The sequence below is a fragment of the Acidovorax sp. GW823-FHT05D11 genome, from assembly GCF_058795695.1.
In genome coordinates this window covers 4,757,192-4,780,063 of the sequence record NZ_CM179502.1, presented here as the reverse complement: position 1 = coordinate 4,780,063, position 22,872 = coordinate 4,757,192, and the positions used below count along the sequence as shown (strand labels likewise).

Here is a 22,872-nt window from a genome sequence, read left to right as displayed (position 1 = left end):
AGATCCATGACGCAACTCGACATCCTCATCATGGCGGCCGGCAAGGGCACGCGCATGAAAAGCCGGCTTCCCAAGGTGCTGCAGCGCCTGGCCGGGCGCCCGCTGCTGCACCACGTGCTCGACCAGGCGGCGCACCTGCAGGCGCGCAGCGCCATCGTCATCACCGGCCATGGTGCTACAGAAGTGGAAGCTGCCAGCGCAGGTGCAGCAAGCGCTGGGGGCACTTTGGATGTGAAATTCGTGCGCCAGGAACCCCAGCTCGGCACCGGCCACGCGGTGCTGCAGGCCGTGCCGCACCTGCGCGACGACGGCATGGCGGTCGTGCTGTCGGGGGACGTGCCGCTCACGCAGGCCGACACGCTGCGCGCGCTTGTCGCGGCCTCGGCCGGCGGGCAGCTCGCGCTGCTCACCGTCACGCTGCCCGATCCCACGGGCTACGGCCGCATCGTGCGCGATGGCCAGGGCCGGGTGCGGGGCATCGTCGAACACAAGGACGCGAGCGAGGCCCAGCGCGCCATCACCGAGGTCTACAGCGGCATCATGGCCGTGCCCGCGCGCCTGCTGCGCGGCTGGCTGGCCCGCCTGACCAATGACAACGCGCAGGGCGAGTACTACCTCACCGACATCGTCGCGATGGCCGTGGCCGATGGCGTGCCCGTGGCGGCCCACCGCATCACCGATGCGCTGCAGGTGGCGGGCGTGAACAGCCCGCTGCAGCTGGCCGAGCTGGAGCGTGCGCACCAGTTGCGCCAAGCCCGGGCCTTGATGGAGCAGGGCGTGCGCCTGGCCGACCCCGCGCGGTTCGATGTGCGCGACGACACCCGCACCGGCGCGCGCGGCGAGCTGGTGTGCGGGCAGGACGTGGAGATCGACGTGAACTGCGTCTTCACCGGCCGCGTGGAGCTGGGCGAGGGCGTGAGCATCGGCGCCCACTGCTGCATCGCCAACGCGCGCATCGCTGCGGGCGCGGTGGTCCATCCCTTCACCCACATCGACGGCGAAAAGGCAGGCGCCACGGTGGGCGAGGGGGCGCTGATCGGCCCGTTCGCCCGCCTGCGCCCCGGCGCGCAGCTGGGCCGCGAAGTGCACATCGGCAACTTCGTCGAGGTGAAGAACAGCACCCTGGCCGACGGCGCCAAGGCCAACCACCTGGCCTACCTGGGCGATGCCACGGTGGGCGAGCGCGTGAACTACGGCGCGGGCGCCATCACCGCCAACTACGACGGCGCCAACAAGCACCGCACGGTGATCGAGGCCGACGTGCACGTGGGCAGCAACTGCGTGCTGGTGGCGCCCGTCACCATTGGCGCGGGCGGCACCGTGGGCGGCGGCAGCACCATCACCAAGAGCACGGCCCCGGGCGCCCTCAGCGTGGCGCGCGGCAAGCAGGTGAGCATCGCCAACTGGGCGCGCCCCGCCAAGCTGCCGAGGCCATGACACCCTCCGACGCCACCGCCGGGCAGGAGCTGCAGCTGTTGCGCGCCGAGCTGGCACGCAGCCAGCAGCAGGTGGCCGGCATGGCGGCGGCGCAGGAAGAGTTTCTGCGCGCCGTCTCGCACGACCTGCGCGCGCCGCTGCGGCACGTGACCTCGTACGGCACGCTGGTGCGCGAGGTGCTGGGCGACCTGCCGCCGGACGTCGCGCAGTCGGCTGCGGTGCAGGAGGCGCTGCGTTTTCTGGGCACCATGGACCAGTCCGCGCGGCGCATGGGGATGATGATCGACGGCCTGCTCGCTCTGGCGCGTGCCCAGCGGGCGCCGCTGAACCTGCAGCCGGTGCCGCTGGCGGACGCCGTGGCCCGGGCGCGTGCCGCCCTGGCCTCCGCCGAGGCGGGCCGCGCCATCGACTGGCGCACCGCGGATGCCACCCGCCTGCCCACGCTGCAGGCCGACCCCGCCCTGCTGCAGGAGCTGCTGGTGCAGCTGCTGGGCAATGCTCTCAAGTTCACGCGCCACAGCGCGCGGCCGTGCATCGCGGTGCAGGCCGAATCCGACCCCGCGGCGGCGCAGGCGGGGCAGGTCGTGTTCACCGTGCAGGACAACGGCACGGGCTTCGATCCTGCGCGCGCCGACGGCCTGTTCGGCGTGTTCCATCGCCTGCACCGCGAGAGCGAGTTCGAGGGCGTGGGCGCGGGGCTGGCGCTGTGCCAGGCCATCGCGCAGCGCCACGGGGGCGCCATCACGGCCACCGCATTGCCCGGGGCGGGTTGCACGGTGCGGGTGGCGTGGCCGGGCTCGGCGGCTGTTGCTGCCGTTGCCGCGCCATCGCGCGCCTGAGGCCGCGGTTGTCCGTGGGCAGGCCGCGGGCCCGGCGCTACGCGGCGGGCACCAGTGGCGCGGCAGCGTCCGGGCCGCCCGAGACGCGGTTGCGCCCGGCGTTCTTGGCGGCGTAGAGCGCGGCGTCGGCCGCATCGGTCCATTCGCGCACGCTGGCGTGGCCGCGCTGGGCAGGCGCCACGCCGATGCTGCTGGTAAAGCGCAGCTGCGGCAGGTTGCGCAGGCGCGTGCCCTCGGTCTGCTCGCGGATGCGCTGGGCGATGGCCATCGCGTCCCGGGCCTGCAGCCCGGGCAGGATGATGGCGAACTCGTCGCCGCCGTAGCGGCCCGCGCAGTCGCCAGCGCGCACATTGCCCCGCACCACATGGGCCAGCGCCCGCAGCGCCTCATCGCCCACGGTGTGGCCGTGGGCGTCGTTGATGTGCTTGAAGTGGTCGATGTCCATCATCAGCATGCAGGCCGGTTCGCCGGTCGCGTGGTGGTGGCGCAATGCGGCCTCGGCCTGTTCCTCCCAGTGGCCGCGCCGGTACAGGCCGGTCAGCGAGTCCACGCGGCGCAGCTCGTCCAGCTGCTGGTTCTGCCGCGCGGTCTTGCGGATCAGCCGGTAGCTCACCACGCTGACCGACAGCGTATGCAGCATCATCACCGGCAGGCACGCCACGATCACCCGCATGGAGGTCTCGGGCGCCCAGTGCATGCCGGTGGCCACCGCGCTGGCCACACCGGCCGCGAGCATCACCGGGATGGACCGGGCCCAGAGCCCGCCGATGCCGGTGGTGATCTTGTCCACCATCGTCAGCGTGACCAGCAGCGCGCTGGGCAGCAGGTTGAAGTGCATCAGCGGCACCAGCGCGGCCGTCATGGCCGAGTCGGCAAGCAGGTTGCGGATTTCAGCGCGGTAGGGGTCGGCGCTGCGCCGCGCGAGCAGGTAGGCCCCATGGGGCCAGACGAGGGCGGCCAGCACCAGCGCCGCCCAGGCCGGGAACGAGGCCTGGCGCTCCCACAGCACCACACCCACCACCATCCCGCCCAGCCCCATGCCCAGGACCCGGAGCGGGTAGATACGGCGGGGCATCTGGCGTTCGGGTGTGGGCATGGGTCCTGGTGTGCATCTGGCGGACCCGCCGGCATGCGGTACCGCGCGAAGCCCGGCGGGCTGGAGGGTGGAAGTCTGGGGCAGCTTACCTTGCCGCGGGGCAAGAGGCCAGCAAGGCATGGCACCTAGCGGGGGAACTGGCGGGGGATGCGCCAAGCAGGCGGTTGCTATGAAAAATATAGCTTATAGCGCTTGTCAATCCAGCGATAGCGGCACTTTTGTATCAAATTTTGCCCTGCGGGTGGCGAAAAAAGCCTTGACGTTGCGCACATTGGCGTCGCCGGTGAAAAGCCGCTGCGACAGCGCCAGGTAGCCGGGCATGTCCCGCGTGTGCACCACCAGCACGAAGTCCGGCCCCGGCGAAACCCGCCAGCACTGCTGCACGGCGGCGTCCGCCACCGCGCGGGCCTCGAACGCGTCGAGCTGCTCGGCCCCCTGCCGGTCCAGCGACACCTCGACGATGCACGCCAGCCCGTGGCCCTGGAGGGCGGCCAGCCGGTCGGGCTGCAGGATGGCGACCTGCCGCTCGATGAGCCCGGCATCCTGCAGGCGCTTGACCCGGCGCAGGCAGGTGGGCGGGGAGACATGCACCCGCTCGGCCAGGGACTGGTTGCTTTGCGCGGCGTCGGTTTGCAGGAGGTTGAGCAGCTGCAGATCCACGAGGTCGAGTGCGATAGATTCCATATTTCAATGAAAACTGATTGAAAATTTCATCAACGATTGATAGTGAAATTAAAGTTCAAAACAAGATGAATATCAATCATTAATTTCTTTCTGTGCCGCCTACCATCGCCCCCATCGCTTTCCAACCAGGGCAACCACCATGTGCGGCATCGTCGGCGCGGTCTCCACGCGCAACATCGTTCCCATCCTCGTGCAGGGCCTGCAGCGGCTCGAATACCGGGGCTATGACTCTTGCGGCGTGGCCGTGCACGCCTCCAGCCTGGACGCGGCACGCCCCGCCGGCCTGCAGCGCGCGCGCAGCACGGCCCGCGTGGCCGAACTGCTTGAACAGGTGCAGGCCGACCATGTGGATGGCGCCACCGGCATCGCCCACACCCGCTGGGCCACGCACGGGGCACCGGAAGTGCACAACGCCCACCCCCATTTCAGCCACGGCGCGGGCGATGCGGCGGGCACCCCGGGCCGCGTGGCGCTGGTGCACAACGGCATCATCGAGAACCACGAGGAGCTGCGCGCCGCCTTGCAGGCGCGCGGCTACGTGTTCACCAGCCAGACCGACACCGAGGTCATCGCCCACCTGGTGGACAGCCACTACAGCGGCGACCTGTTCGATGCCGTGCAGGCCACGGTTGCCCAGTTGCACGGCGCCTACGCCATCGCCGTGATGCACAAGGACGAACCCCACCGCGTGGTGGGCGCACGCGCGGGTTCGCCGCTGATCCTGGGCGTGGGCAAGGATGGCTCAGAACACTTCCTGGCCAGTGACGCCATGGCCCTGGCGGGCGTCACCGACCAGATCGTGTACCTGGAAGAGGGCGACCTGGTGGACCTGCAGCTGGGCCGCTACTGGGTCGTGGGCAAGGGCCGCGAGGCGCTCACCCCGGCGCAGCGCCCCGTGCGCACCGTGCTGGCCCACAGCGGCGCGGCCGAGCTGGGCCCCTACCGCCACTACATGCAAAAGGAAATCTTCGAACAGCCGCGCGCCATCGCCGACACGCTCGAAGGCGTGGAGGGCATCGTGCCCGAGCTGTTCGATGGCGCGGGCCAGCACGGCCAGCCCGGCGCTGCCGCCTGGCGCGTGTTCAAGGAGATCGACAGCGTGTTGATCCTGGCTTGCGGCACCAGCTACTACAGCGGCTGCACGGCCAAGTACTGGCTCGAGGAGATCGCCGGCATTCCCACCCAGGTCGAGGTGGCCAGCGAGTACCGCTACCGCACCAGCGTGCCCAACCCGCGCACGCTGGTCGTCACCATCAGCCAGAGCGGAGAAACCGCCGATACCCTGGCCGCCCTGCGCCATGCACAAAGCCTGGGCATGGCGCACACGCTCACCATCTGCAACGTGGCCACCAGCGCCATGGTGCGTGAATGCAAGCTGGCCTACATCACGCGCGCGGGCGTGGAGATCGGCGTGGCCAGCACCAAGGCCTTCACCACGCAGCTGGCCGGCCTGTTCCTGCTGACGCTGGCACTGGCCCAATCCAAGGGGCGCCTGACCGAAGCGCAGGAAACCGCCCACCTCAAGGCCATGCGCCACCTGCCCGTGGCCCTGCAGGCCGTGCTGGCGCTGGAGCCGCAGCTCATCAGCTGGGCCGAGGACTTCGCGCGCATGGAGAACGCGCTCTTCCTGGGCCGGGGCCTGCACTATCCCATCGCGCTCGAAGGTGCGCTCAAGCTCAAGGAAATCAGCTACATCCACGCCGAGGCCTACCCGGCGGGCGAACTCAAGCACGGCCCCCTGGCCCTGGTCACCAGCGCCATGCCCGTGGTCACCGTGGCCCCCAACGATGCGCTGCTGGAAAAGCTCAAGAGCAACATGCAGGAAGTGCGCGCCCGCGCGGGCGTGCTCTACGTGCTGGCCGATGCCGACACCCGCATCGAGAGCAGCGAGGGCATCCACGTGATCCGCATGCCCGAGCACTACGGGCCCTTGAGCCCGCTGCTGCACGTGGTGCCGCTGCAGCTGCTGGCGTATCACACGGCCTGCGCGCGGGGGACGGATGTGGACAAGCCCAGGAACCTCGCGAAGAGCGTGACGGTGGAGTGAGTGACTGCAAGAAATAAAGTTCTGACTCCAATAAATAAAGTCAGTCGGGCGCAAATAAAGTTCGTCGGGGATATTCCATATTAAGAAATGCAAAAGAACCTAAGTTGAGGCGCCTTTTGTGCCTTGTGGCGAATGTGTGTAGGCGGTGGGGCGGTCTGCTTCAGGCTGATCTCGGTCGTTCGACCATGGCGCTCTAGGTGACTGCTATTGCCGAAAGCGGTCGAACGACCTGGGACGGTCTGGCCGGCAGCTTCGCCCCCCGGAATAGGCCGTTAGGCCCGGCGTTCGCAATTGAACTGGACGAGTGACCGTTATCGCGTCCCGCTACGGCACCTGGATCAGGCCGACTCGCCATTGCGCTTCCTCTTTAGGTGTCGAGCATGCCCGCTCAGCTTGCTGTCCTTGGTCTCAGAAGAATTTCTTCTTCGCGCGACGCTGAGACCGCCGACGAGGCATGCGGAAGGTCGAGTCGTTCCGAGGGCGGATCCGATGGTCAATTTCGTCAAGCGTTGCTCGGGCCTGGAAGGCGTCAATCTCGAGGAGCTGCTCGAACATCGCAAGCCCTTCTAGCCTGGTCGCGTCGAGGCCGTGCAGCGTCAGTACCAAGTCAATGAAGTGCTGGCCGCCCCAGGAGATCAGTGTGGAACTCGGATCCTTCAATTGATCCTTCCAACGGCGGATGAGAGGGCGGGCAATGCGTGCAATGAGCTGCGCGTGCAGTGGCAACAGCGTGTTCAAGCGTTCAACGAAAGCTGAACTCTGCGGGATCGGAGCGTTGTCGATCTTGGCTGCGATGACCTCGAGCAGCCCCAGCGTGTAGGGCTCAGATTCCAGTCGATCGACGAGGGTGAAGAGCTCGAACAATTGCTCCCACACCCCTTTCTCGTCGTGCTCCATCAGGTGAATCAGCAACTCGGTTGCTTTGGGGCGGAAGGGCAACTCGTGCCAGAGCAGTTGAACCGCGGATGCGGTCGCACCCAGGCGCGCGTCACCGTACTGCGGGTCGCGCCAGATCTCGGTGAGCCAGTCTTGCATCTGCGGATCGCCTCCCACGATAGCGATCACAGCCACGAGCTCGCCGTATCCCTTCCGGGCAGACAGGCGCGATGAATCGCGCCAGCGCCGCAGCGAAGGAACGATCTCCGGTAGCGCAATCTTGTAGATGCGCGCCATCAGGTGAGCTGGCCCTCGGGTGCCATCCAGTTCGGGCATCGACGCGAGGAGTTCGCCGATGAACGCCTTGCCGCCCGGCAGAATGGCATCCGTCAGGGGCGCCAAGTCGTCGAGCACGCCCTCCAACGCCTGCGAGGAGTGAGGGTTGGCGTGATACTGCTTCAGCGTATCGAGGAGCCGGGATTTCTCCTGCCGCTGGTAGCGCGCGTAGACGATCGCGCGCAGGAGCGTGTAGTCAGGGTCATCGTACCCCTGCCCGCCTTCGAATCCGGAAAGTAGGAAGCGCCGTGGATCTTCAGCATTGCTCTCCAAGCCGAGTGGGCCTCGCGGGTCATTCTCCCGAGCTTCCCTGACCAGCCAGCTCTCGAGCATGGCAAGGAGATCATCGGAAAGCCGGACGTCCTTTTCCAGCAGAGCGTTGACTGCCTGGCACGCCAAATACCGGAATTCGCTGCTGTCGGACGCTCCGAACCCCGCTTTGTGCAGGTCGACCAGTGTCTCCATGAGCAGGGTTGAATCGATCTTGTCCTTGGCGAGTTCGCTAACGATTGCGCCGGCTGTCCGTTGGCCGAACGACGGCTGCATCAACTTGAGCACCGCCATGCCCAGTTCTGGCTTTTGCGCGGCTGCTTCGCCAATGGCTCTGGCCAACTGGATATTGCCGCCTCGATGAAAGTGATTGGGGTGTTCCCAGTTGGTGCCATCGGGCACCTTCCTGACCGCATTGGCGATTTCAGCGGGTGTGGCCTTGAGGAGTTGCTCGACGCTGATGGGCGAGCCAATGAAGCCTCCCGTCATCTCGGAACGCGGAAGCTGGGGGAAGATTCGGGTCTCTGCGTCGATGTTTTTCTGGAGATCGTCAGTGCGAGCACGAAGCGGCAACGCGCGCACCATTGCCAATCGGGTCCGGCGTACGGTGCGCGACCAGTGCTTGATCAGCTCGGGCGTGTTGCGCTCCGGAGGGCGTGGCGGCGAGTAACGCTTGACCGCCGCCGTGAACGTTGCCACCTGAGTCGAGTCCCAATGCGGCGAGACTGCTTCGACCAACTGGACGGTCGTACTCCAGCTGTCATGGTGGCTGCCGAGAAAAAAGCGCCGGTCGTCGGCGAGCAAATACTCGAGCGCACGTTTCGCAAACCGTGCCGGGTTCTGGGCCAAGGCGTGCGAGATCAAGCGTTGCACCGGTGTGAACTCGATGCCTTCCTGCTCGTTCACCCACTTCTCAAGCGCGTCGGGTGAGTCGATTGCCATCTTTTCAAGCGTGAAGGTAATCGTTTCCAGCAGCGCGGAGGGCGTCAGCCCGTTGGCGGCTTCGCCCTCAAAGCGCAGGTCGACGTAGAACCAGAGCGGGTAGCCAAAGTATCGATCATCGCCCGCAGTCATCAGGCTCGCTAGGGCTCGGCAGGTGTTGACGAACCACGGCCAAATCAGGTCAACGAACTGCTCGGGAACTTGCTCCGCGATGGCCTGGAGTCCGTCCCAGGAGTTAGTGTCGTCGAGCATGTCCAGAACCGGGCGCGTCGGCAAGGACACGGTGAGGATGTCATCCTCGTCGCTCTCGTTGCGAGCTCGCTTCTCGGCGCGGTTCTCTTCCCGCTGCCGCGCAGCCTCTGCGCCTTGAGCCGTCCGTCGCTCGAGCTCGCTGTCCAGGTACCAACGGAGCATCTGGATCGCGACTGCCGGGGATTTTGAGCTGACCTCCACAATGGCGTGATCGACATAGATCGTGCCGAGCGCGCCGCGCTGCAGCACCAGCTTGGCGAGACCCAGGTTCGCGTCAGTCCAAATAGGAGCGATTCGAAGCGTTGCCAGAGTCGCGCGATCGTTCTTCTCGATGGGTGCCCAACGCTGCGTCAGAAGGTGCGTCACAGTCTCAGGCTCGACCGACCATCCCCTGGTCAGCAGCGGAAAACACAGCTCTGCGAGCACGTCATCCGCCATCGCCTGGGGGATGATGTTGTTCGCCAAACGCTTGAACCAGCCTTCACTGCCCTCGACGGACTTCAGCACCAGAGGTCGGAGCTCGGGTGTCCCGAACGCTTCGACCATGTAGATGGTCTCCTGATCGCTCGGATGCACCTGCGACCCGAGAAAATCGATGAGCAAGAAGCGCAGATGTGCACGGAGATCCTTGTTAGCCCATAGCGTCTTGAACTCGCTCTCGTATGCGGAGCTCTGGGTATTTCGCAGGAACGTCAGCCCATAGAGCACCTTCGGCCTGACGAAAAGCGAATCCATGCGGCCCAGGACGTAAGTCGACAAGCCACCCATTGTTTTGACGAAACTACGGGCGAGCGCGTATTCGAAAACGGTCTGGTGGGAAAAGCCGATCTTGCCGTGCTCGCCCTCGGTGATCACCCCCGTTGCCAGCAACGCCGTCAGATCATCGTTCGCATCTTCGAACAGCAGCCGCGAGAGCCAGAGTTCCTCGCGATCGGCCATCGCCTCGGCTATGCGATATGCGAGTTGTGAGATCTGCACCCGCTGTCCCTCCACGACGCGGGCATTCCATAGGCGCTCGAGCATCGCCTGGTAGTTGGAAACCGGCTCGTCGATGCCTTGGGCTCTCAGTTGCAAGAATGTGTTGAGCTGCTGGGGAACACGCAAGACGTTTTTGGCGTCATCTGGCCAGCCGCTCGTGGCAACGCCGTTGGCTTGAAGGATCGGCACGACCTCTTCCCACGAGGGTAGCGCGAGCGCGACCTCTTGCGCAGATATGGTCGTCAGGCGCGTGTCGTGACTGAACTCGAAGCGCCTGCAGGACAGGAAGACGCGGACGCCCGACACGAAGCTCATCTGCTGGATAAGGGTCAATAGCAGGCTGAGTCGGCTAGTCTTCAGATCCAGCCGGTCGGCCAGTGCGTCAACCTGGTCAAGCAGCAGCACGACCTTGCCTTGCTTGGCCAGTTTGCGGAGCATCACGCTCGGCGGCTCGGGCAGCCCAAGATCGGCCTGTAGGTCGCTTTCGGTTGTCACGGACCCAGAGATCAGGTCGGCCTTGATGGCCAGCACCGTGAGATCGTCTCTGGCCGAAAGCTCACCGGCAAACTTAGAGAGGAGCGCAGACTTTCCGGAGCCAGGGTCACCCAATAGCGCGCAGGTGACCGACTCGTCCTGCTCAAGCAACTCGTGCAGCCGCGCGAGTTCTGGTCGGTCGATGTGCTCACCGGCGCCGGCGCCAACTACCTGTCGCCATCCGAGAAGCGGCTTGGAAGCTGCGGCGAAGGCAGTCTTCCAGGTCTTCAGCATTTCGGCATCCGGCTCCTTGAACTGCGACTGAGCCGACACGGTTTTTCCGAGATCAGATTCCAACCGGTTGATCCGGTTGATGATCACTTCAGTGGCTGCGGCCGTCGTAGCCGCAGCACCAACATCGTCCACGCGCGTTGTGATGTTGGCGACCATCACTGCACGGATGGAATTGAGAAAGGCCGCCGACTCCTGGGGATTGGCGCTGGCGACTTCCTCATAGTGGCGAGCAAGGCGTTCAAGAGTTTCGGAAGACGCAGGCCGCTCTAGTACGTCAGCCGCTTGAACCTCACGCAGTGCATCGACGATGCCGGGCGTATCGAAGAACTGGCGAGCGCTGACATCAGTCAGCTGCGACGGCAGCAAGACGTTCGCCACGACTCGCTGACCGGAATCGACGAAGTTGTCGTGCACGGTCGGCGACTGTAGTCGCCGCAAGGGCGCTTTCAATGTGGCCTCGGTCACAGGCTCTGCCAGCTCTGGCTTGCGCGCGACCTTGAACTCTTCGCGGACGGTACGAGTGCTCTTGAGCGCCACCGTGGCGGCATCCTTGACTTTGTCAAAGAGGACCTTGGCGCCCAAGATCAAGCCGGTCAGAGACATTCCAATATCCTTCAGCTGGCATTCGGCAGATCGCGTCCTGTTGCGGCGATCCTAGCCGGCTGATCCATTATCCCCTCTGTTCACTCCTCTGGTTTCGACTTGAGTGACGGCCTGAAGCAGTCGCGGCGCATTCCATCTGCACGCCGTGTGGTCAACGACCGCAATGCCAGCGAGAGCTGTTAGCGGCATCGCAACCGTGGACGACGGCTATCGCTGCCAAACCGTCATCAGAGTCTTAGGGGCTGCTGTAGGCTGAAAGAAGTCACCTATCTCGCCGTTAGCGAAAGTCCGCCCGTATCGAGAGAAGTTGTTGGTTGTCCAGGCTATACCGACCACTCAGAACAAGATCTGACACAGCCGGAGCGGTTAGCCGATTCGGTCATTTCTCCGGGGAAAGGTCCAACCCCTCAAGACCTAGCAAGGCAGTTGCACCAGGCACGCAGTAAGGCTGAGAGCAAGGGGGCAGGCATGGACGACAACAACACGCTCAGCGCTCTGCTGGAGCTGCATGTACCGCCGGCGGGCCTTTTCCGCCACAAGGTTCAAAGAGTGCAGGTGATGTTCGCAGGTATGACCTGTCAGCGCTCGGTGCCAGTTGCATTGCGACTCGTGTTCCAGGAACCGAAGGCTGGCAACTAAGGCGGCTCAAAGCCGGCCGATGGCACCGGCAGAATCTCTGATTCAAGCTCAGGCTGCGTTAGGTTAGTAAAGTCTAAGCCAACGCGACAGACAACAAATTGGGGTGCATCGTGCAATTGAATAAGGATAGTCGGCAGCCTGAGGTCTTTCTTTCGTACCGGGAGGGCGAAACCCGGGTCTCGGAAATCAATGCTTGGCTCAAGCAGCGGGGTGTTCGGACTCACTACTTCCATGACATGGTTGAGCTTGGTAAGCCTATCAACGAAGCTCGTGCACTCCGCGATTCCCGTTGCATGGTCGTATTTCTCGGTGACCGGGGCTGGGGTAACACCCAACAACAGCAGGTGGCCTCATTCCAGGCATCGGAACGACGAGTCCTCCCGGTCCTGATTGGCGATCCGCCCGAGAATGCGAAGTTCGAGCTCCAAGGTCTGTTCAGTCAGCGTCTCTATCTAGACATGCGTACGCATGATGAGCGCAAGCTCGAGCAGTTGCTCCACGCTATACGTGCAGCAGTCGATGAATCGAGGTTGGAGCTCAACCTTTCCGAAACTAATCGCGAGTCTTCGCAGACGTTGATTGATTCGGATGACGATCGACCCACCAGCGCACGAATTGCTCACGTGCTGCACATCCTCAAGGACGGCAGCGATCGGGAGCGACTGGACGCGCTGAAGCAGCTCAACGGGTTTCACACCATTGACCGCGGCACCCTCGCCGACAACTTGCGCAGGCACCTGCGCGGCGACTTTGCCGTCGGAACCGAGGAGAACTTCGCTGCAGCCGTCCGATCACCGAAGCGGCTTGCGTCTATCCGGTCCTGGATGCTCAGTGCGCTGATCCAATTGGATGCAGAAGGCAATGCTGACCTGATCCACCAACACATCCAGGAGTCGTTCGAGCCCGATCGCAATGTCCGCTTCTGGGCGCTGGCTGGCCTCTATGGCAGGGATGTAAGTTTCGAAAGCGAAGCGACTCTAAACGCATTGGCTGATTCAGAGCCCGAGATTCGCCTGCTGGCCGAGCTTATGCAGCGGCCGTCGGATCCCAAGCGCCTCTCAGAGCTCACAGAACGGCTTCAGTCCGGAGACTTCGAGACGGTATGGCAGGTGCTGCGCGCGCTGCGAATCGTTCCTGTACCGTCATTGGTTCCAATCCTAAGCGAGATGCTGTTCTCCTCAGCTAGTGGGACGCCACTCGCGTATGACGTGCTCTACGCGTTCACCACGCCACCCATGGCCAAGGCGGCGGCGCCAATTCTGCTGGATCGATGGACATCGGCCAAGGTGACCAAGGAGATCGTTACGACCACGGCCGGCTCGGCCTACCAGGCGGGCGAGCACTTCGTGAATCTGCTGAGCCTACTGGTCCCCGCAGAGACGATCGGCGCACTCAAGCAGTGTCTGTCCGACCCTCGGCTGAAGTACTCGGCGGAGCAGCTGTTGAGCCAGCTTCACCGTCTTAACGGCGAGACGGCCGGCCGCGCGCGGCACCGGCCGGGGTTCCACAGCGACAAACCCGGCGACACCACCGATCGCCTGGGCATCACCGCTGAAGCCAGGACCTTCGCCGCCATCATGACGGCTCACGACGTCAGCCCCCCGCTGGCAATCGGCCTGTTCGGCGATTGGGGGTCGGGTAAGAGCTTCTTTATGGGCGAGATGCGGCGTCAGGCGGAGGCCTTTTCCGACCACGCCAAACTCGACGACAGTTCGCCCTTCTGCGCGCAAGTGGAGCACATCGAGTTCAACGCCTGGCACTACGCCGACAGCAACCTGTGGGCAAGCCTGGTGAGCTGCATGCTGGAGAAGCTTCACGGCCGGGTTAATGGCCTCAAGACGCCAGCCGAGGAGCGAGCGGAAATTGAGCGGCAAATGCTCCAGGCGTTGCAGGACCAACAGAGCGCAATGCTCAAGGCGGATCAGGCCGCCGAGGAGCTGCGCAGGAAGAGCGAGCAGTTGGCGGCAGCGCAAGCGGAGCGCCAGCAGCGCCCGGTCAAGGTCACCGAGCTCGGTGCGGCAGACTGGAAGCGCCTGATAGACAAAGACGAGAACGCGAAGAAGGCCATCGCGAGTATCGCGGGCCGACTCGGAATGGGCGACCTCATGGCCGCCACGACGGACTGGCAGGCCGCGCTATCGGAACTTCGTTCCCAGACCGAAGTCAGCGTGAGCCTTGCCCGTGCCGTCGCCACGGAGTCGCGCAAGCCGCTGTGGATGGCGCTCCTGGTCGCTTTCCTCGTGATCCCGCTGGTGGCCGTGGCAGTGAACCACTGGTTGGCAACGGACCAGAGCCAGGCGTGGCTCGTCAAGCTGGGCGCGATCTCCGCACAGATCACGGCCTTGCTCGCCGGCTCCGCGGCTTGGCTGCGCAAGGCCATGGCGAGTTTCAGCGATCGCAGGAAGCACTTGGAATCGGCGCGGGACTGGGTGAACCAGCTCCTGCAGGCCAAACGCCAGGAGGTCCCGGCGGCGGAGGCCCAGCTAAAGGATGATGTCCAGAAGGCCGTGACCGTCAAGGCTGCGGCAGACCAGCAGGTCGCCGCAGCCCAGATCGAGATTACCCGGCTGGAGGTTGAGCGGGAGAAGATCAGTCTGGCGCGCTTCCTAAGCGATCGCCACAACTCCGACGACTACCGCAAGCAACTGGGCATCTTCACGACGATCCGGCGCGACTTCGAGATCCTGGTCGATCGGCTCAAGCCCGTCCCCGGACAGCGCGCGGAACTCGATCGCATCGTGCTATACATCGACGATCTTGACCGGTGCCCTGCCGACAAGGTGGTCGAGGTGTTGCAGGCCGTCCACCTGCTGCTCGCCTACCCGCTGTTCGTGGTCGTGGTCGGTGTGGATTCAAGGTGGCTCCTGCACTCGTTGTCCAGCCACTTCAAGCAGTTCGACGACCATGTCGCCCGCCTCAGCCGGGAGCAGGATGATGACGAATCGGAGCACTGGACGGCCACGCCGCAGCACTACCTGGAGAAGATCTTCCAGATTCCCTATGCCTTACGGCCGATGACTGACGGCGGCTTCGGGCAGATGATGGACGCCCTGCTCAAGCCGGCCGATGACAGCAACACATTGCCACCAGCCGCGTTCGATGCGATGTCCGCGCAGCAAACAGGGTCTGAGCTTGGGTCGAAGATGTCCGAGTTCATGACTCTACCCGAGGAACAGGCCGGCCAGTTGGCACGCCAACAGATTCAACCAGCATCCGCCATCGCATCGAAGCCGGTTGCCCAGAACGAGGACGGTCCCGGGCCGGCATCGCAGAAGGCCGGTACTCCCGACGAGTCGCCGCTGCCCGTCCTGGACGAGCCGGCGTTGACCATCCAGCCTTGGGAAACAGAGTACTCGAAGCGGCTGTGCGCTTTCATCCCGTCGCCTCGGGCCGCCAAGCGATTCAGCAATATCTACCGCATCATGAAGGCCACAGTGCCGACCAATGAGCTGATGCGCTTCGAGGGATCAGCGAACTTCCCAGGCGAATTCAGGGTTGCGATGATCCTGCTGGCCCAGCAGATCTCGTCGCCGCAGCGCGCGGCTCGCTGGTTCGAGTTCCTCGCGGAACAACCGCCCGAGAGCACTTTGGAGGACGCCTTGCAAAGCCCACTCATTGAGCGGTTCTCAGACAAGAAACTAGTCAAGGACGCGCTTGAGGGGGTGCTTACTCACGATGCGCGTGACCTCTCCATCGAACGGATCCAGCACTGGCTCTCCGTAGTCGGTAGATTTTCCTTCGATCTCACTCGACGCCGAATCTGAAGTCCCAGAACCGCATACGATGACTCGTTGGGGCCGAGTCGTCCAGTGATTTCTCCTTGCGTCAATCCGGGGCGAGTCGTCTTGCAAATCCGGCCTGTACTTCAGCAGGTCAGCCTCAGCCTCGCTGCAGTCGGTCATGGCAGCTTGACCGACTGCGTCAATCGCTACGCAGCGGCAGTAGCGTTGATTTTCACGTAAGAGTGACACACTGGGGATGCGGACGAAAACTTGGACTATCAGGAGGTAGTTCATGTATTCCTACGAAGACCGAATCCGAGCCGTTGAGCTCTACATCAAGCTGGGCAAGCACGTCAGACCCACAATCCGTCAGCTGGGTTACCCCACCCAAGAATTCCTTGAAGGGCTGGTTCCGTGAATACGAGCAACGTCTTGATCTGCCAGCCGGCTACGCAGGTCGAGAACCCAAGTTCTCACCGGCTCAGAAAGCGGCGGCGATCGAGCACTACCTCGCCCATGACCGATGCATCGCGGCCACGATGAGGGCGCAGGGCTACCCCTGTCGTGGAACGCTTACCAAATGGGTGCGTGAGGCATCCCTGAGGCCAGGAGGGCTGTCGTTGGCAGTGTGGGCCAACGAAGGTATCCCGAGATGTTGATTTCCACGCAGAAGTGACCCACTAACCCCCAGGATTTCCATCCAAATCTGATCCACGTACTAACCCTAACCTGCTGCTTTGTTGAGCAGCAGGAGACCAGGAGTGATAGACGTGGCAACACTGAGTGTCATCAGGCGCTGGGCCCTGCGAGAGCAGCTGTCCATCAGGGAGATCGCCCGCCGCACGGGCCTCTCGCGCAACACCATCCGCAAGTACCTGCGCGCAGGCGAGGCCGAGCCGCACTATGCCAAGCGAGTCAGTCCATCCAAGCTCGATCCCTTCGCCTTGAAGCTCGCCGGCTGGCTCAAGACGGAGGCTGGCCGATCCCGCAAGCAGCGGCGCACCGTCAAGCAGATGTACGTGGATCTGCAGGCGCTCGGTTATGGCGGCTCCTACAACCGTGTGGCGGCCTTTGCGCGCCTCTGGCACGAGCAGCGCCTGGTTGCACAGCAGACCACCGGCCGAGGTACCTTCGTTCCGCTGACCTTTGGCCCGGGTGAGGCCTTCCAGTTCGACTGGAGCGAGGACTGGGCTGTTCTCGCCGGCGTGCGCACCAAGCTGCAGGTAGCCCACTTCAAGCTCAGCCACAGCCGAGCGTTCTACCTGCGCGCCTATCCGCTGCAGACGCACGAGATGCTGTTCGATGCCCACAACCATGCGTTCGTGGTCCTGGGTGGCGTGCCCCGCCGTGGCATCTACGACAACATGCGCACCGCTGTAGACCGGGTGCGCCGTGGCAAGGAGCGCGACGTCAATGCGCGCTTTGCGGCCATGGTCAGCCACTTCCTGTTCGAGGCCGAGTTCTGCAATCCCGCGTCGGGCTGGGAGAAGGGCCAGGTGGAGAAGAACGTGCGCGATGCCCGCCATCGCCTGTGGCAAGTGGTGCCGCCATTCCCAAGCCTGCCCGATCTCAATGCCTGGCTTGAAGAGCGCTGCGTGGCGCTGTGGCACGAGATCGAGCACGGCAAGCTGCCGGGCACCGTCGCGGATGTCTGGGCTCAAGAGAAGCCCGCCTTGATGCCAATGCCCCGGCCCTTCGATGGCTTTGTGGAGAACACCAAGCGCGTCTCACCCACCTGCCTTGTCCACTTCGAGCGCAATCGCTACAGCGTGCCGGCGCCGTATGCCAATCGGCCGGTGAGCCTGCGGGTCTATGCGGATCGCTTGGTGATTGCCGCCGAAGGCCAGATCGTGTGCGAGCATCAGCGCCTGATCGAGCGTAACCACCATGGTGCGGGACAGACCGTGTACGACTGGCGCCACTACTTGGCGGTGCTGCAGCGCAAACCAGGAGCTTTGCGCAACGGCGCCCCATTCCTGGAGCTGCCAGCGGCCTTCAAGCGACTGCAAGCCACCTTGCTCAAGCAAACCGGCGGCGACCGGGAGATGGTGGAGGTACTGGCACTGGTGCTGCACCACGATGAACAGGCTGTGCTCGCTGCAGTGGAGTTGGCACTGGAGTCAGGGGCTGCCAGCAAGACGCACATCCTGAACGTGCTGCACCGCCTGCTGGACGGCAAGCCCGCTCCAGCACCGGTCACGTCGCCGCAGGCCCTCAAGCTGGCGGTGGAACCCCAGGCCAATGTGCTTCGCTACGACCAATTGAGGGAGGTGCGCTATGCGTCATGACCCTGCCATCGCTTCCATCGTGATCATGCTGCGCGAGCTCAAGATGCACGGCATGGCCCAGGCGGTTGCGGAACTGGCTGAGCAAGGTGCACCGGCCTTCGATGCGGCGCAGCCCATCCTGTCCCAACTGCTCAAGGCCGAGACCGCCGAGCGCGAAGTGCGCTCTGTGGCCTACCAGCTCAAGGTGGCCAGGTTCCCTGCGTACCGGGACATGGCGGGCTTTGACTTCAGCCACAGCGAGGTGAACGAGGCACTGGTACGCCAGTTGCACCGCTGCGAATTCTTGGAGAACGCCAACAACGTGGTGCTGGTGGGTGGACCGGGTACGGGCAAGACCCACATTGCCACGGCCCTCGGGGTGCAAGCCATTGAGCACCATCACCGCAGGGTGCGGTTCTTCTCCACGGTGGAGCTGGTCAATGCACTGGAAGAGGAGAAGGCCCAGGGCAAGCCGGGGCAGATCGCGCACCGCCTGGCCTATGCTGACCTGGTGATCCTGGATGAGCTGGGCTACCTGCCGTTCAGTACGTCAGGAGGAGCCTTGCTGTTCCACCTGCTGTCCAAGCTGTACGAGCGCACCAGCGTCGTGATCACCACCAACCTGAGCTTTAGCGAGTGGGCCAACGTGTTCGGCGATGCCAAGATGACCACGGCGCTGCTGGACCGACTCACGCATCACTGCCATATTCTGGAAACCGGCAACGACAGCTACCGGTTCAAGAACAGCTCCGCACAGCAACCACCACAGACCACCAAGAAGGAGAAGATAGCCAAGAACTTATCCACAACGTGAGCGTGAAGTTCACGAACAAGGGTGGGTCAGATCGAGATGGAAATGGTGGGTTACGGTTGGATGGAAATCAACAGGAGTGGTTAGATCGAAATGGACTCAGTGTTCAGGCGCGCCTGGAATACGCAGCACTATGGCTTGCCAGAGCTCCTTGCACAGTTAGGTCTTGCACGCGGTGGGCGACAAGTACCTCTCTGCACGTCGTGCGATCACCGACATCTTTGAGTCGAACAACCGCTGCTATGGCTATCGCAGGCTACAGGCCTCGCTGACCAGGCAAGACGTCTCCATCTCAGAGAAGGTGGTGTAGCGCCTGATGAAGCAAGAGAGCCTGGTCGTTGCAAAGCCCAAGCGGCGCCGGTACGCGTCCTACCTTGGCGAGATCAGCCCGGCGCCGGAGAACATCGTCAACCGATACTTCCAGGCTGCAGCGCCCAACGAGAAATGGCTGACCGACATCACAGAGTTCCAGATCCCAGCAGGCAAGGTGTGCCTGTCGCCCATCATCGACTGCTTCGATGGCATGGTAGTGTGAGCTGGACCATTGGTACGAGCCCTGATGCACAGCTGGTCGCACCATGCTGGATGCAGCTATTGAGACGGTGACTGAAACAGGCGCCCGACCAGTGGTCCACTCTGACCGCGGTGGTCACTACCGCTGGCCTGTCTGGCTATCTAGAATGAGCGATGCCAAGCTCATCCGCTCCATGTCCCGCAAGGCCTGCTCTCCTGACAACGCTGCTTGCGAGGGCTTCTTCGGGCGGCTAAAGAATGAGCTGTTCTATCCTCGGGACTGGAAGGGCACGACCCTCGAGCAGTTCATTGAAGTGGTCGACTCGTACATCCGCTGGTACAACGAGAAGCGGATCAAGATCTCCCTGGGGGCCCTCAGCCCGATCGAATATCGGGTGAGTCTTGGACTTGCGGCATAAAACCAGTCCAAGTTTTTATCCGCACGCCCTTCCCGATGAATGCCAGTACCTTCAGCACCTCCCGGAGATAGATACCCCAGCCACGAATAGCCATCATGGGCCGCAGCAACCGCTGCACCAACAACCCGAATGTAAGGCAGCAAACTCTTCAGACCATCACGACTTAGAAGCTTGTTCTTCTTGGGCGGACCATGTAGGCGATTCAAATGTGGAAAGAATCAGAGATCGAGATCTCGAAAGACAATGCCTACAATCCGTACGCCTTTCTCCTCTCGGGAGTCGGTCAACGTGACATGGATTGACACTGGAGAAGTGGGCTTGCCTTCTTCAAATACTAAGAAGCACCGGTTGTAGGCGATATGCAGTTCCTTGCCTGACGGGTTCATGCACCGACCAGGATTTGCACGGTATGTCATCCATTTTTCGTTCTTGGCTGATGCGAGTATCGAATAGATGTCACTACTCATCATCTCTGTCGATGCTCCGGTCTTCAGTTCAAGTTTTTGTTGCAGTAGCTGGTTTTTGCTGTCATTGACCACAAGCACACTTGACGTGAGGTAGTTTGGGACTTCTGCCTCAGAAATGCCGCCCTGAAGCAGCCGCGCAATCCGATCAAAGTTCTCTTTTCCTGTTCCCTGGACCTTCTGATTTCGAAGGCGGTTAAGGTCTTCATAGCTGCTGATGGATGCGGCCAACTTTGGCGTAAGTGCAAGTGCTTCGCGAAGAGTATTTTCGCAGCGCGGATTATTCGCATCTCTAAATTGGACATCAGCGTTCCACTGGCGAGTCTGTAGAGCTATAAGCGTGAGTACGGCTGAGTCATAGATGTTGAGACCATGTTTTCCCAGGCTGCTCAGCATGTCAAAGCAATAGGCCTCGAAGTCAATCGTCGTAGAGAGCTTAGGGTTTGCAGGCCCCCCAAGTTCACCGACGGAGACACCACCAACTTCGCGACGCCTGATTTCTAGCGAACCTAGCTCGCTGACCAGGGGCTTGTCCAACGACATAACGCTTCCATCGGTAGTCAGCAGACTTGCGCGAGTTTGTACATCTACCGTAAGAACCACACTAGCGCCCCGAGCGTCACGGGACACGAAGTCAATGGCTGAGTGGATTTCCGGGTTGATCTCTATCGTTTCCGAGGCAGAGTCTTTTCCACTCAGCAGATCTGCAAGTCTCTTGTCGGCTTCAATTGCTGACTTTTTTGCGCCTGCTGACGTAAGCGCGGTGACGGCTGCACCATAGGGGCCGGTATACAGAGGCGCGAGGAGGGTGCCAGCGGCAACTAGCGTGTCGAGAATAGATACGCTAGCCACTTCGGTGAACTTTACTGCGACCTTCACAAAATTGTTGCCTAACGTAGACCTCGTGAAATAAGGAGAAACACTACATGTTTCCTTGAGAATGCGCTGTCGATACTGCCCGCCGTCCTTAATACCTGCAAACACCGGGATCGGAGAGACAGTTTGACCTGCTGCCCCAGCACCGAGGGTTATGACGCTCTCCTGAGTTTTGCTGTAGACATACTGCTTCATGAAACTTTCCAGCGCACTGTTCTGCTCTATAGATAGCCGGGCGGAATCTGTGCAAGGAATTTTCAATCTCCAGTATTGGTCTCCCAAATCAAGCTTATTCGCGCGTAGCCGGGCAGTGACATCGAACTGCGATGCATACTCGCGCGCGCTGACCTCCGCGGAGTTGGTCTTACCCACCTTTGCTGGCAGGCGGGAAAGCAATTCCTGCTCCCCTTCGGTTTGTGCGAAGGAGGTTGTGCAAGCTACTCCGAGCGCCAAAGTAAGTGCGGTTAGTTTGAACATTTCTGTCTCCCCCAGTTCGTATTTCTTAGATCTTGCATGGCCATTGATGGGCGACATTTGGAAATCTCTCTCGAATCAGCCGCGCTCCATTGACCATGCGCCTTTCATGTGAGGTGGATACGGATCGGTTGGTCCGCTTGTTGCCATCTACCCCACCAGCACGATCGAGCAGCACTTCACATATCGTTGTCACGTTGCTGGGCAGGCTGATGGAATAACCACTTACGTTCTCCAAGTCGACCGCCAGGACTCCCAAAGCGGTGCGTTCATCCTTACTCCAATGTGGATATCTCGCAGACAAACGCTTCTCCCAGGTTTTTGTGTTGGCGTCAACATAGAGGGCGTGCGACGCTAGCAGGAGTTCTTTTGCCTCAATACGCGAAAGCTCTTCATTCGCTGCTCGTCCCACCACGGCATACCATTGATTTAACTGATCCACATCCCAACGACGCACAGGCGTTCGATATGCGGTTTTCGGTTTCATCGTGCCTAGCGTTGATGGCATCAGTCGCGCAACGAGTTGGTTAGCCTGTTCATTGTTCGTGCCAAAATCGAGTTGCCTCAATCCAGTGCTAACCCCTGAATTCAAGTAAAGGGCATCGCCCGTGTGAAAAGCCTCGCGGGCCAGTTCGTCACCAGGTGGTGCAGCTTCGTTCTCTTCGATCAATTCGGCTGCCACGCATGCCAAGTCGTGGGATGTATTGGTGCAATTCAGGTTGGCTTCGCGTTTGAAGGTTGCGCTCAAATCAGCGCGAGTCGGTCGACGACCTTTCGGGAACTCCGAGACAAGTTCTCGGTTGCGGTAGGTGCGAAGAGCTAGATTGATCCATGCTTCCGCGATCCACCGCTTCTGATCAACATTCGTCGTCTGGCGATAGGCCGCGTCATAGCTTTTCGCCAATGACCATGGCTCATCAAATCCCCCGCCAAACAACGCTGGAAAGATCCAAATAAAGCGGCCCGACGCGTCGCCGTCCATTTTCCACGGCCTTCTGCGAGCATCTTGACCAAACTCAGTGTTGAAACGGCCGTCATCAACACTCGCCAGCAAGCGGCCGTTGGCTAGACGTTCGATTCGCGGCTTGTAAACCCGCATGGTGATCCGATTGCAATGTTTCGCACTGTCATAGTCTGGGACGTTCTCAAGCCTCACGCCGAGAACTCCAACATCTCGCGAATACCGACCTACCATGCCGATGAGCGAATCTAAGTCTTTTCCCAAGTCAAGAATCAACGTCTGGCGGTCGTACTTGCTATGTCGCTGGTTGATCTGCTCAGATGCCTCAGTCTTGACAATGGTGTCGTCCGCAGGCGGAGGAGGCTGTTCAGGAATGAATCCGCTGCGATGATTGCATTGCGCGCTGCGCGCTTCTGGGTGGAACAGGAGTGCGACTACGGTTGCAATGCACATGCTGATAGTCTTGACCGACATTTTCGCGTCCCTCCAAGCTGGAATTCGCAGACCCGACGCTGTGGTTGTCGTCGGGAAATTCTGAGCTGACGAGAGACTAGTAAAAATGGACGGGGAACTCAACCAATCAATTGCCCTACAGGAG

12 protein-coding genes and 2 pseudogenes are annotated in these 22,872 nt (G+C 62.1%); 9 read left to right on the top strand and 5 right to left on the bottom strand.

Annotated features, from left to right (window positions below; genetic code table 11):
* The first annotated feature begins 6 nt into the window (after positions 1-6).
* Together glmU and AC3RCE_RS21915 are read left to right on the top strand one after the other, a co-directional pair.
* Complete coding sequence (gene glmU / locus AC3RCE_RS21920) at positions 7-1,437, top strand: bifunctional UDP-N-acetylglucosamine diphosphorylase/glucosamine-1-phosphate N-acetyltransferase GlmU (protein ID WP_492253959.1); 1,431 nt, start codon at positions 7-9, stop codon at positions 1,435-1,437.
* The gene (locus AC3RCE_RS21915; RefSeq protein ID WP_369643445.1) at positions 1,434-2,276 is read left to right on the top strand and encodes a sensor histidine kinase; all 843 of its coding nucleotides are present in this window, start codon (positions 1,434-1,436) and stop codon (positions 2,274-2,276) included. The genes glmU and AC3RCE_RS21915 overlap by 4 nt, the downstream gene beginning before the upstream one ends.
* Before the next feature lie 37 nt (positions 2,277-2,313).
* Here the strand turns inward: AC3RCE_RS21915 and AC3RCE_RS21910 are convergent, their stop codons facing one another.
* Both AC3RCE_RS21910 and AC3RCE_RS21905 read right to left on the bottom strand, forming a co-directional pair.
* Positions 2,314-3,372, bottom strand: coding sequence for a diguanylate cyclase (locus AC3RCE_RS21910; protein ID WP_369643444.1), 1,059 nt, complete (start codon positions 3,370-3,372; stop codon positions 2,314-2,316).
* A gap of 195 nt (positions 3,373-3,567) precedes the next feature.
* Entirely contained in the window at positions 3,568-4,056 is a 489-nt protein-coding gene (locus AC3RCE_RS21905) for an Lrp/AsnC family transcriptional regulator (RefSeq protein ID WP_218339845.1), read from the bottom strand.
* A 139-nt stretch (positions 4,057-4,195) separates the two neighbouring features.
* On the opposite strand from AC3RCE_RS21905, the gene glmS reads away from it, so the two are divergent.
* A complete protein-coding gene (gene glmS / locus AC3RCE_RS21900; protein ID WP_218339844.1) occupies positions 4,196-6,103 on the top strand; it encodes a glutamine--fructose-6-phosphate transaminase (isomerizing) in 1,908 nt (635 codons plus the stop codon).
* Positions 6,104-6,511: 408 nt separating this feature from the next.
* Here glmS and AC3RCE_RS21895 read toward each other — a convergent pair whose 3' ends face one another.
* Complete coding sequence (locus tag AC3RCE_RS21895; protein WP_492253958.1) at positions 6,512-11,128, bottom strand: NACHT domain-containing protein; 4,617 nt, start codon at positions 11,126-11,128, stop codon at positions 6,512-6,514.
* Between the two features lie 468 nt (positions 11,129-11,596).
* On the opposite strand from AC3RCE_RS21895, the gene AC3RCE_RS21890 reads away from it, so the two are divergent.
* The 6 genes and pseudogenes from AC3RCE_RS21890 to AC3RCE_RS21865 all read left to right on the top strand — a co-directional run.
* Positions 11,597-11,767, top strand: a complete 171-nt coding sequence (locus AC3RCE_RS21890) for a hypothetical protein (RefSeq protein WP_492253957.1) — start codon at positions 11,597-11,599, stop codon at positions 11,765-11,767.
* Positions 11,768-12,060: 293 nt separating this feature from the next.
* Positions 12,061-15,531 carry a P-loop NTPase fold protein gene (locus AC3RCE_RS21885; RefSeq protein WP_492253956.1) on the top strand — a complete coding sequence of 1,157 codons (3,471 nt, stop codon included), beginning with the start codon at positions 12,061-12,063 and terminating at the stop codon, positions 15,529-15,531.
* 250 nt (positions 15,532-15,781) lie between these two features.
* A pseudogene (locus tag AC3RCE_RS21880) lies at positions 15,782-16,147 on the top strand (IS3 family transposase); the annotation flags it as partial.
* A 103-nt stretch (positions 16,148-16,250) separates the two neighbouring features.
* Positions 16,251-17,777 carry an IS21 family transposase gene (gene istA / locus AC3RCE_RS21875; protein WP_492253782.1) on the top strand — a complete coding sequence of 509 codons (1,527 nt, stop codon included), beginning with the start codon at positions 16,251-16,253 and terminating at the stop codon, positions 17,775-17,777.
* A complete protein-coding gene (gene istB / locus AC3RCE_RS21870) occupies positions 17,767-18,570 on the top strand; it encodes an IS21-like element ISThsp10 family helper ATPase IstB (protein WP_492253781.1) in 804 nt (267 codons plus the stop codon). The genes istA and istB overlap by 11 nt, the downstream gene beginning before the upstream one ends.
* Positions 18,571-18,699: 129 nt before the next feature.
* Positions 18,700-19,499, top strand: a pseudogene (locus tag AC3RCE_RS21865) (IS3 family transposase); the annotation flags it as partial.
* 218 nt (positions 19,500-19,717) lie between these two features.
* Here AC3RCE_RS21865 and AC3RCE_RS21860 read toward each other — a convergent pair.
* Complete coding sequence (locus AC3RCE_RS21860) at positions 19,718-21,373, bottom strand: hypothetical protein (protein ID WP_492253955.1); 1,656 nt, start codon at positions 21,371-21,373, stop codon at positions 19,718-19,720.
* Positions 21,342-22,748 (bottom strand): hypothetical protein, encoded by a 1,407-nt coding sequence (locus tag AC3RCE_RS21855; RefSeq protein WP_492253954.1) that lies wholly within the window; start codon positions 22,746-22,748, stop codon positions 21,342-21,344. Before AC3RCE_RS21855 ends, AC3RCE_RS21860 begins: the two co-directional genes overlap by 32 nt.
* Positions 22,749-22,872: the final 124 nt, after the last annotated feature.

What these genes read in the sequence shown, in the direction of transcription:
- AC3RCE_RS21915 (WP_369643445.1), top strand. Translation starts at nt 1,434, where the DNA reads ATGACACCCTCCGACGCCACCGCCGGGCAGGAGCTGCAGCTGTTGCGC.
- glmS (WP_218339844.1), top strand. Translation starts at nt 4,196, where the DNA reads ATGTGCGGCATCGTCGGCGCGGTCTCCACGCGCAACATCGTTCCCATC.
- AC3RCE_RS21855 (WP_492253954.1), bottom strand. Translation starts at nt 22,748, where the DNA reads ATGTCGGTCAAGACTATCAGCATGTGCATTGCAACCGTAGTCGCACTC.
- AC3RCE_RS21890 (WP_492253957.1), top strand. Translation starts at nt 11,597, where the DNA reads ATGGACGACAACAACACGCTCAGCGCTCTGCTGGAGCTGCATGTACCG.
- AC3RCE_RS21895 (WP_492253958.1), bottom strand. Translation starts at nt 11,128, where the DNA reads ATGTCTCTGACCGGCTTGATCTTGGGCGCCAAGGTCCTCTTTGACAAA.
- glmU (WP_492253959.1), top strand. Translation starts at nt 7, where the DNA reads ATGACGCAACTCGACATCCTCATCATGGCGGCCGGCAAGGGCACGCGC.
- AC3RCE_RS21860 (WP_492253955.1), bottom strand. Translation starts at nt 21,373, where the DNA reads ATGTCGCCCATCAATGGCCATGCAAGATCTAAGAAATACGAACTGGGG.
- AC3RCE_RS21885 (WP_492253956.1), top strand. Translation starts at nt 12,061, where the DNA reads ATGGTCGTATTTCTCGGTGACCGGGGCTGGGGTAACACCCAACAACAG.
- AC3RCE_RS21910 (WP_369643444.1), bottom strand. Translation starts at nt 3,372, where the DNA reads ATGCCCACACCCGAACGCCAGATGCCCCGCCGTATCTACCCGCTCCGG.
- AC3RCE_RS21905 (WP_218339845.1), bottom strand. Translation starts at nt 4,056, where the DNA reads ATGGAATCTATCGCACTCGACCTCGTGGATCTGCAGCTGCTCAACCTC.
- istB (WP_492253781.1), top strand. Translation starts at nt 17,767, where the DNA reads ATGCGTCATGACCCTGCCATCGCTTCCATCGTGATCATGCTGCGCGAG.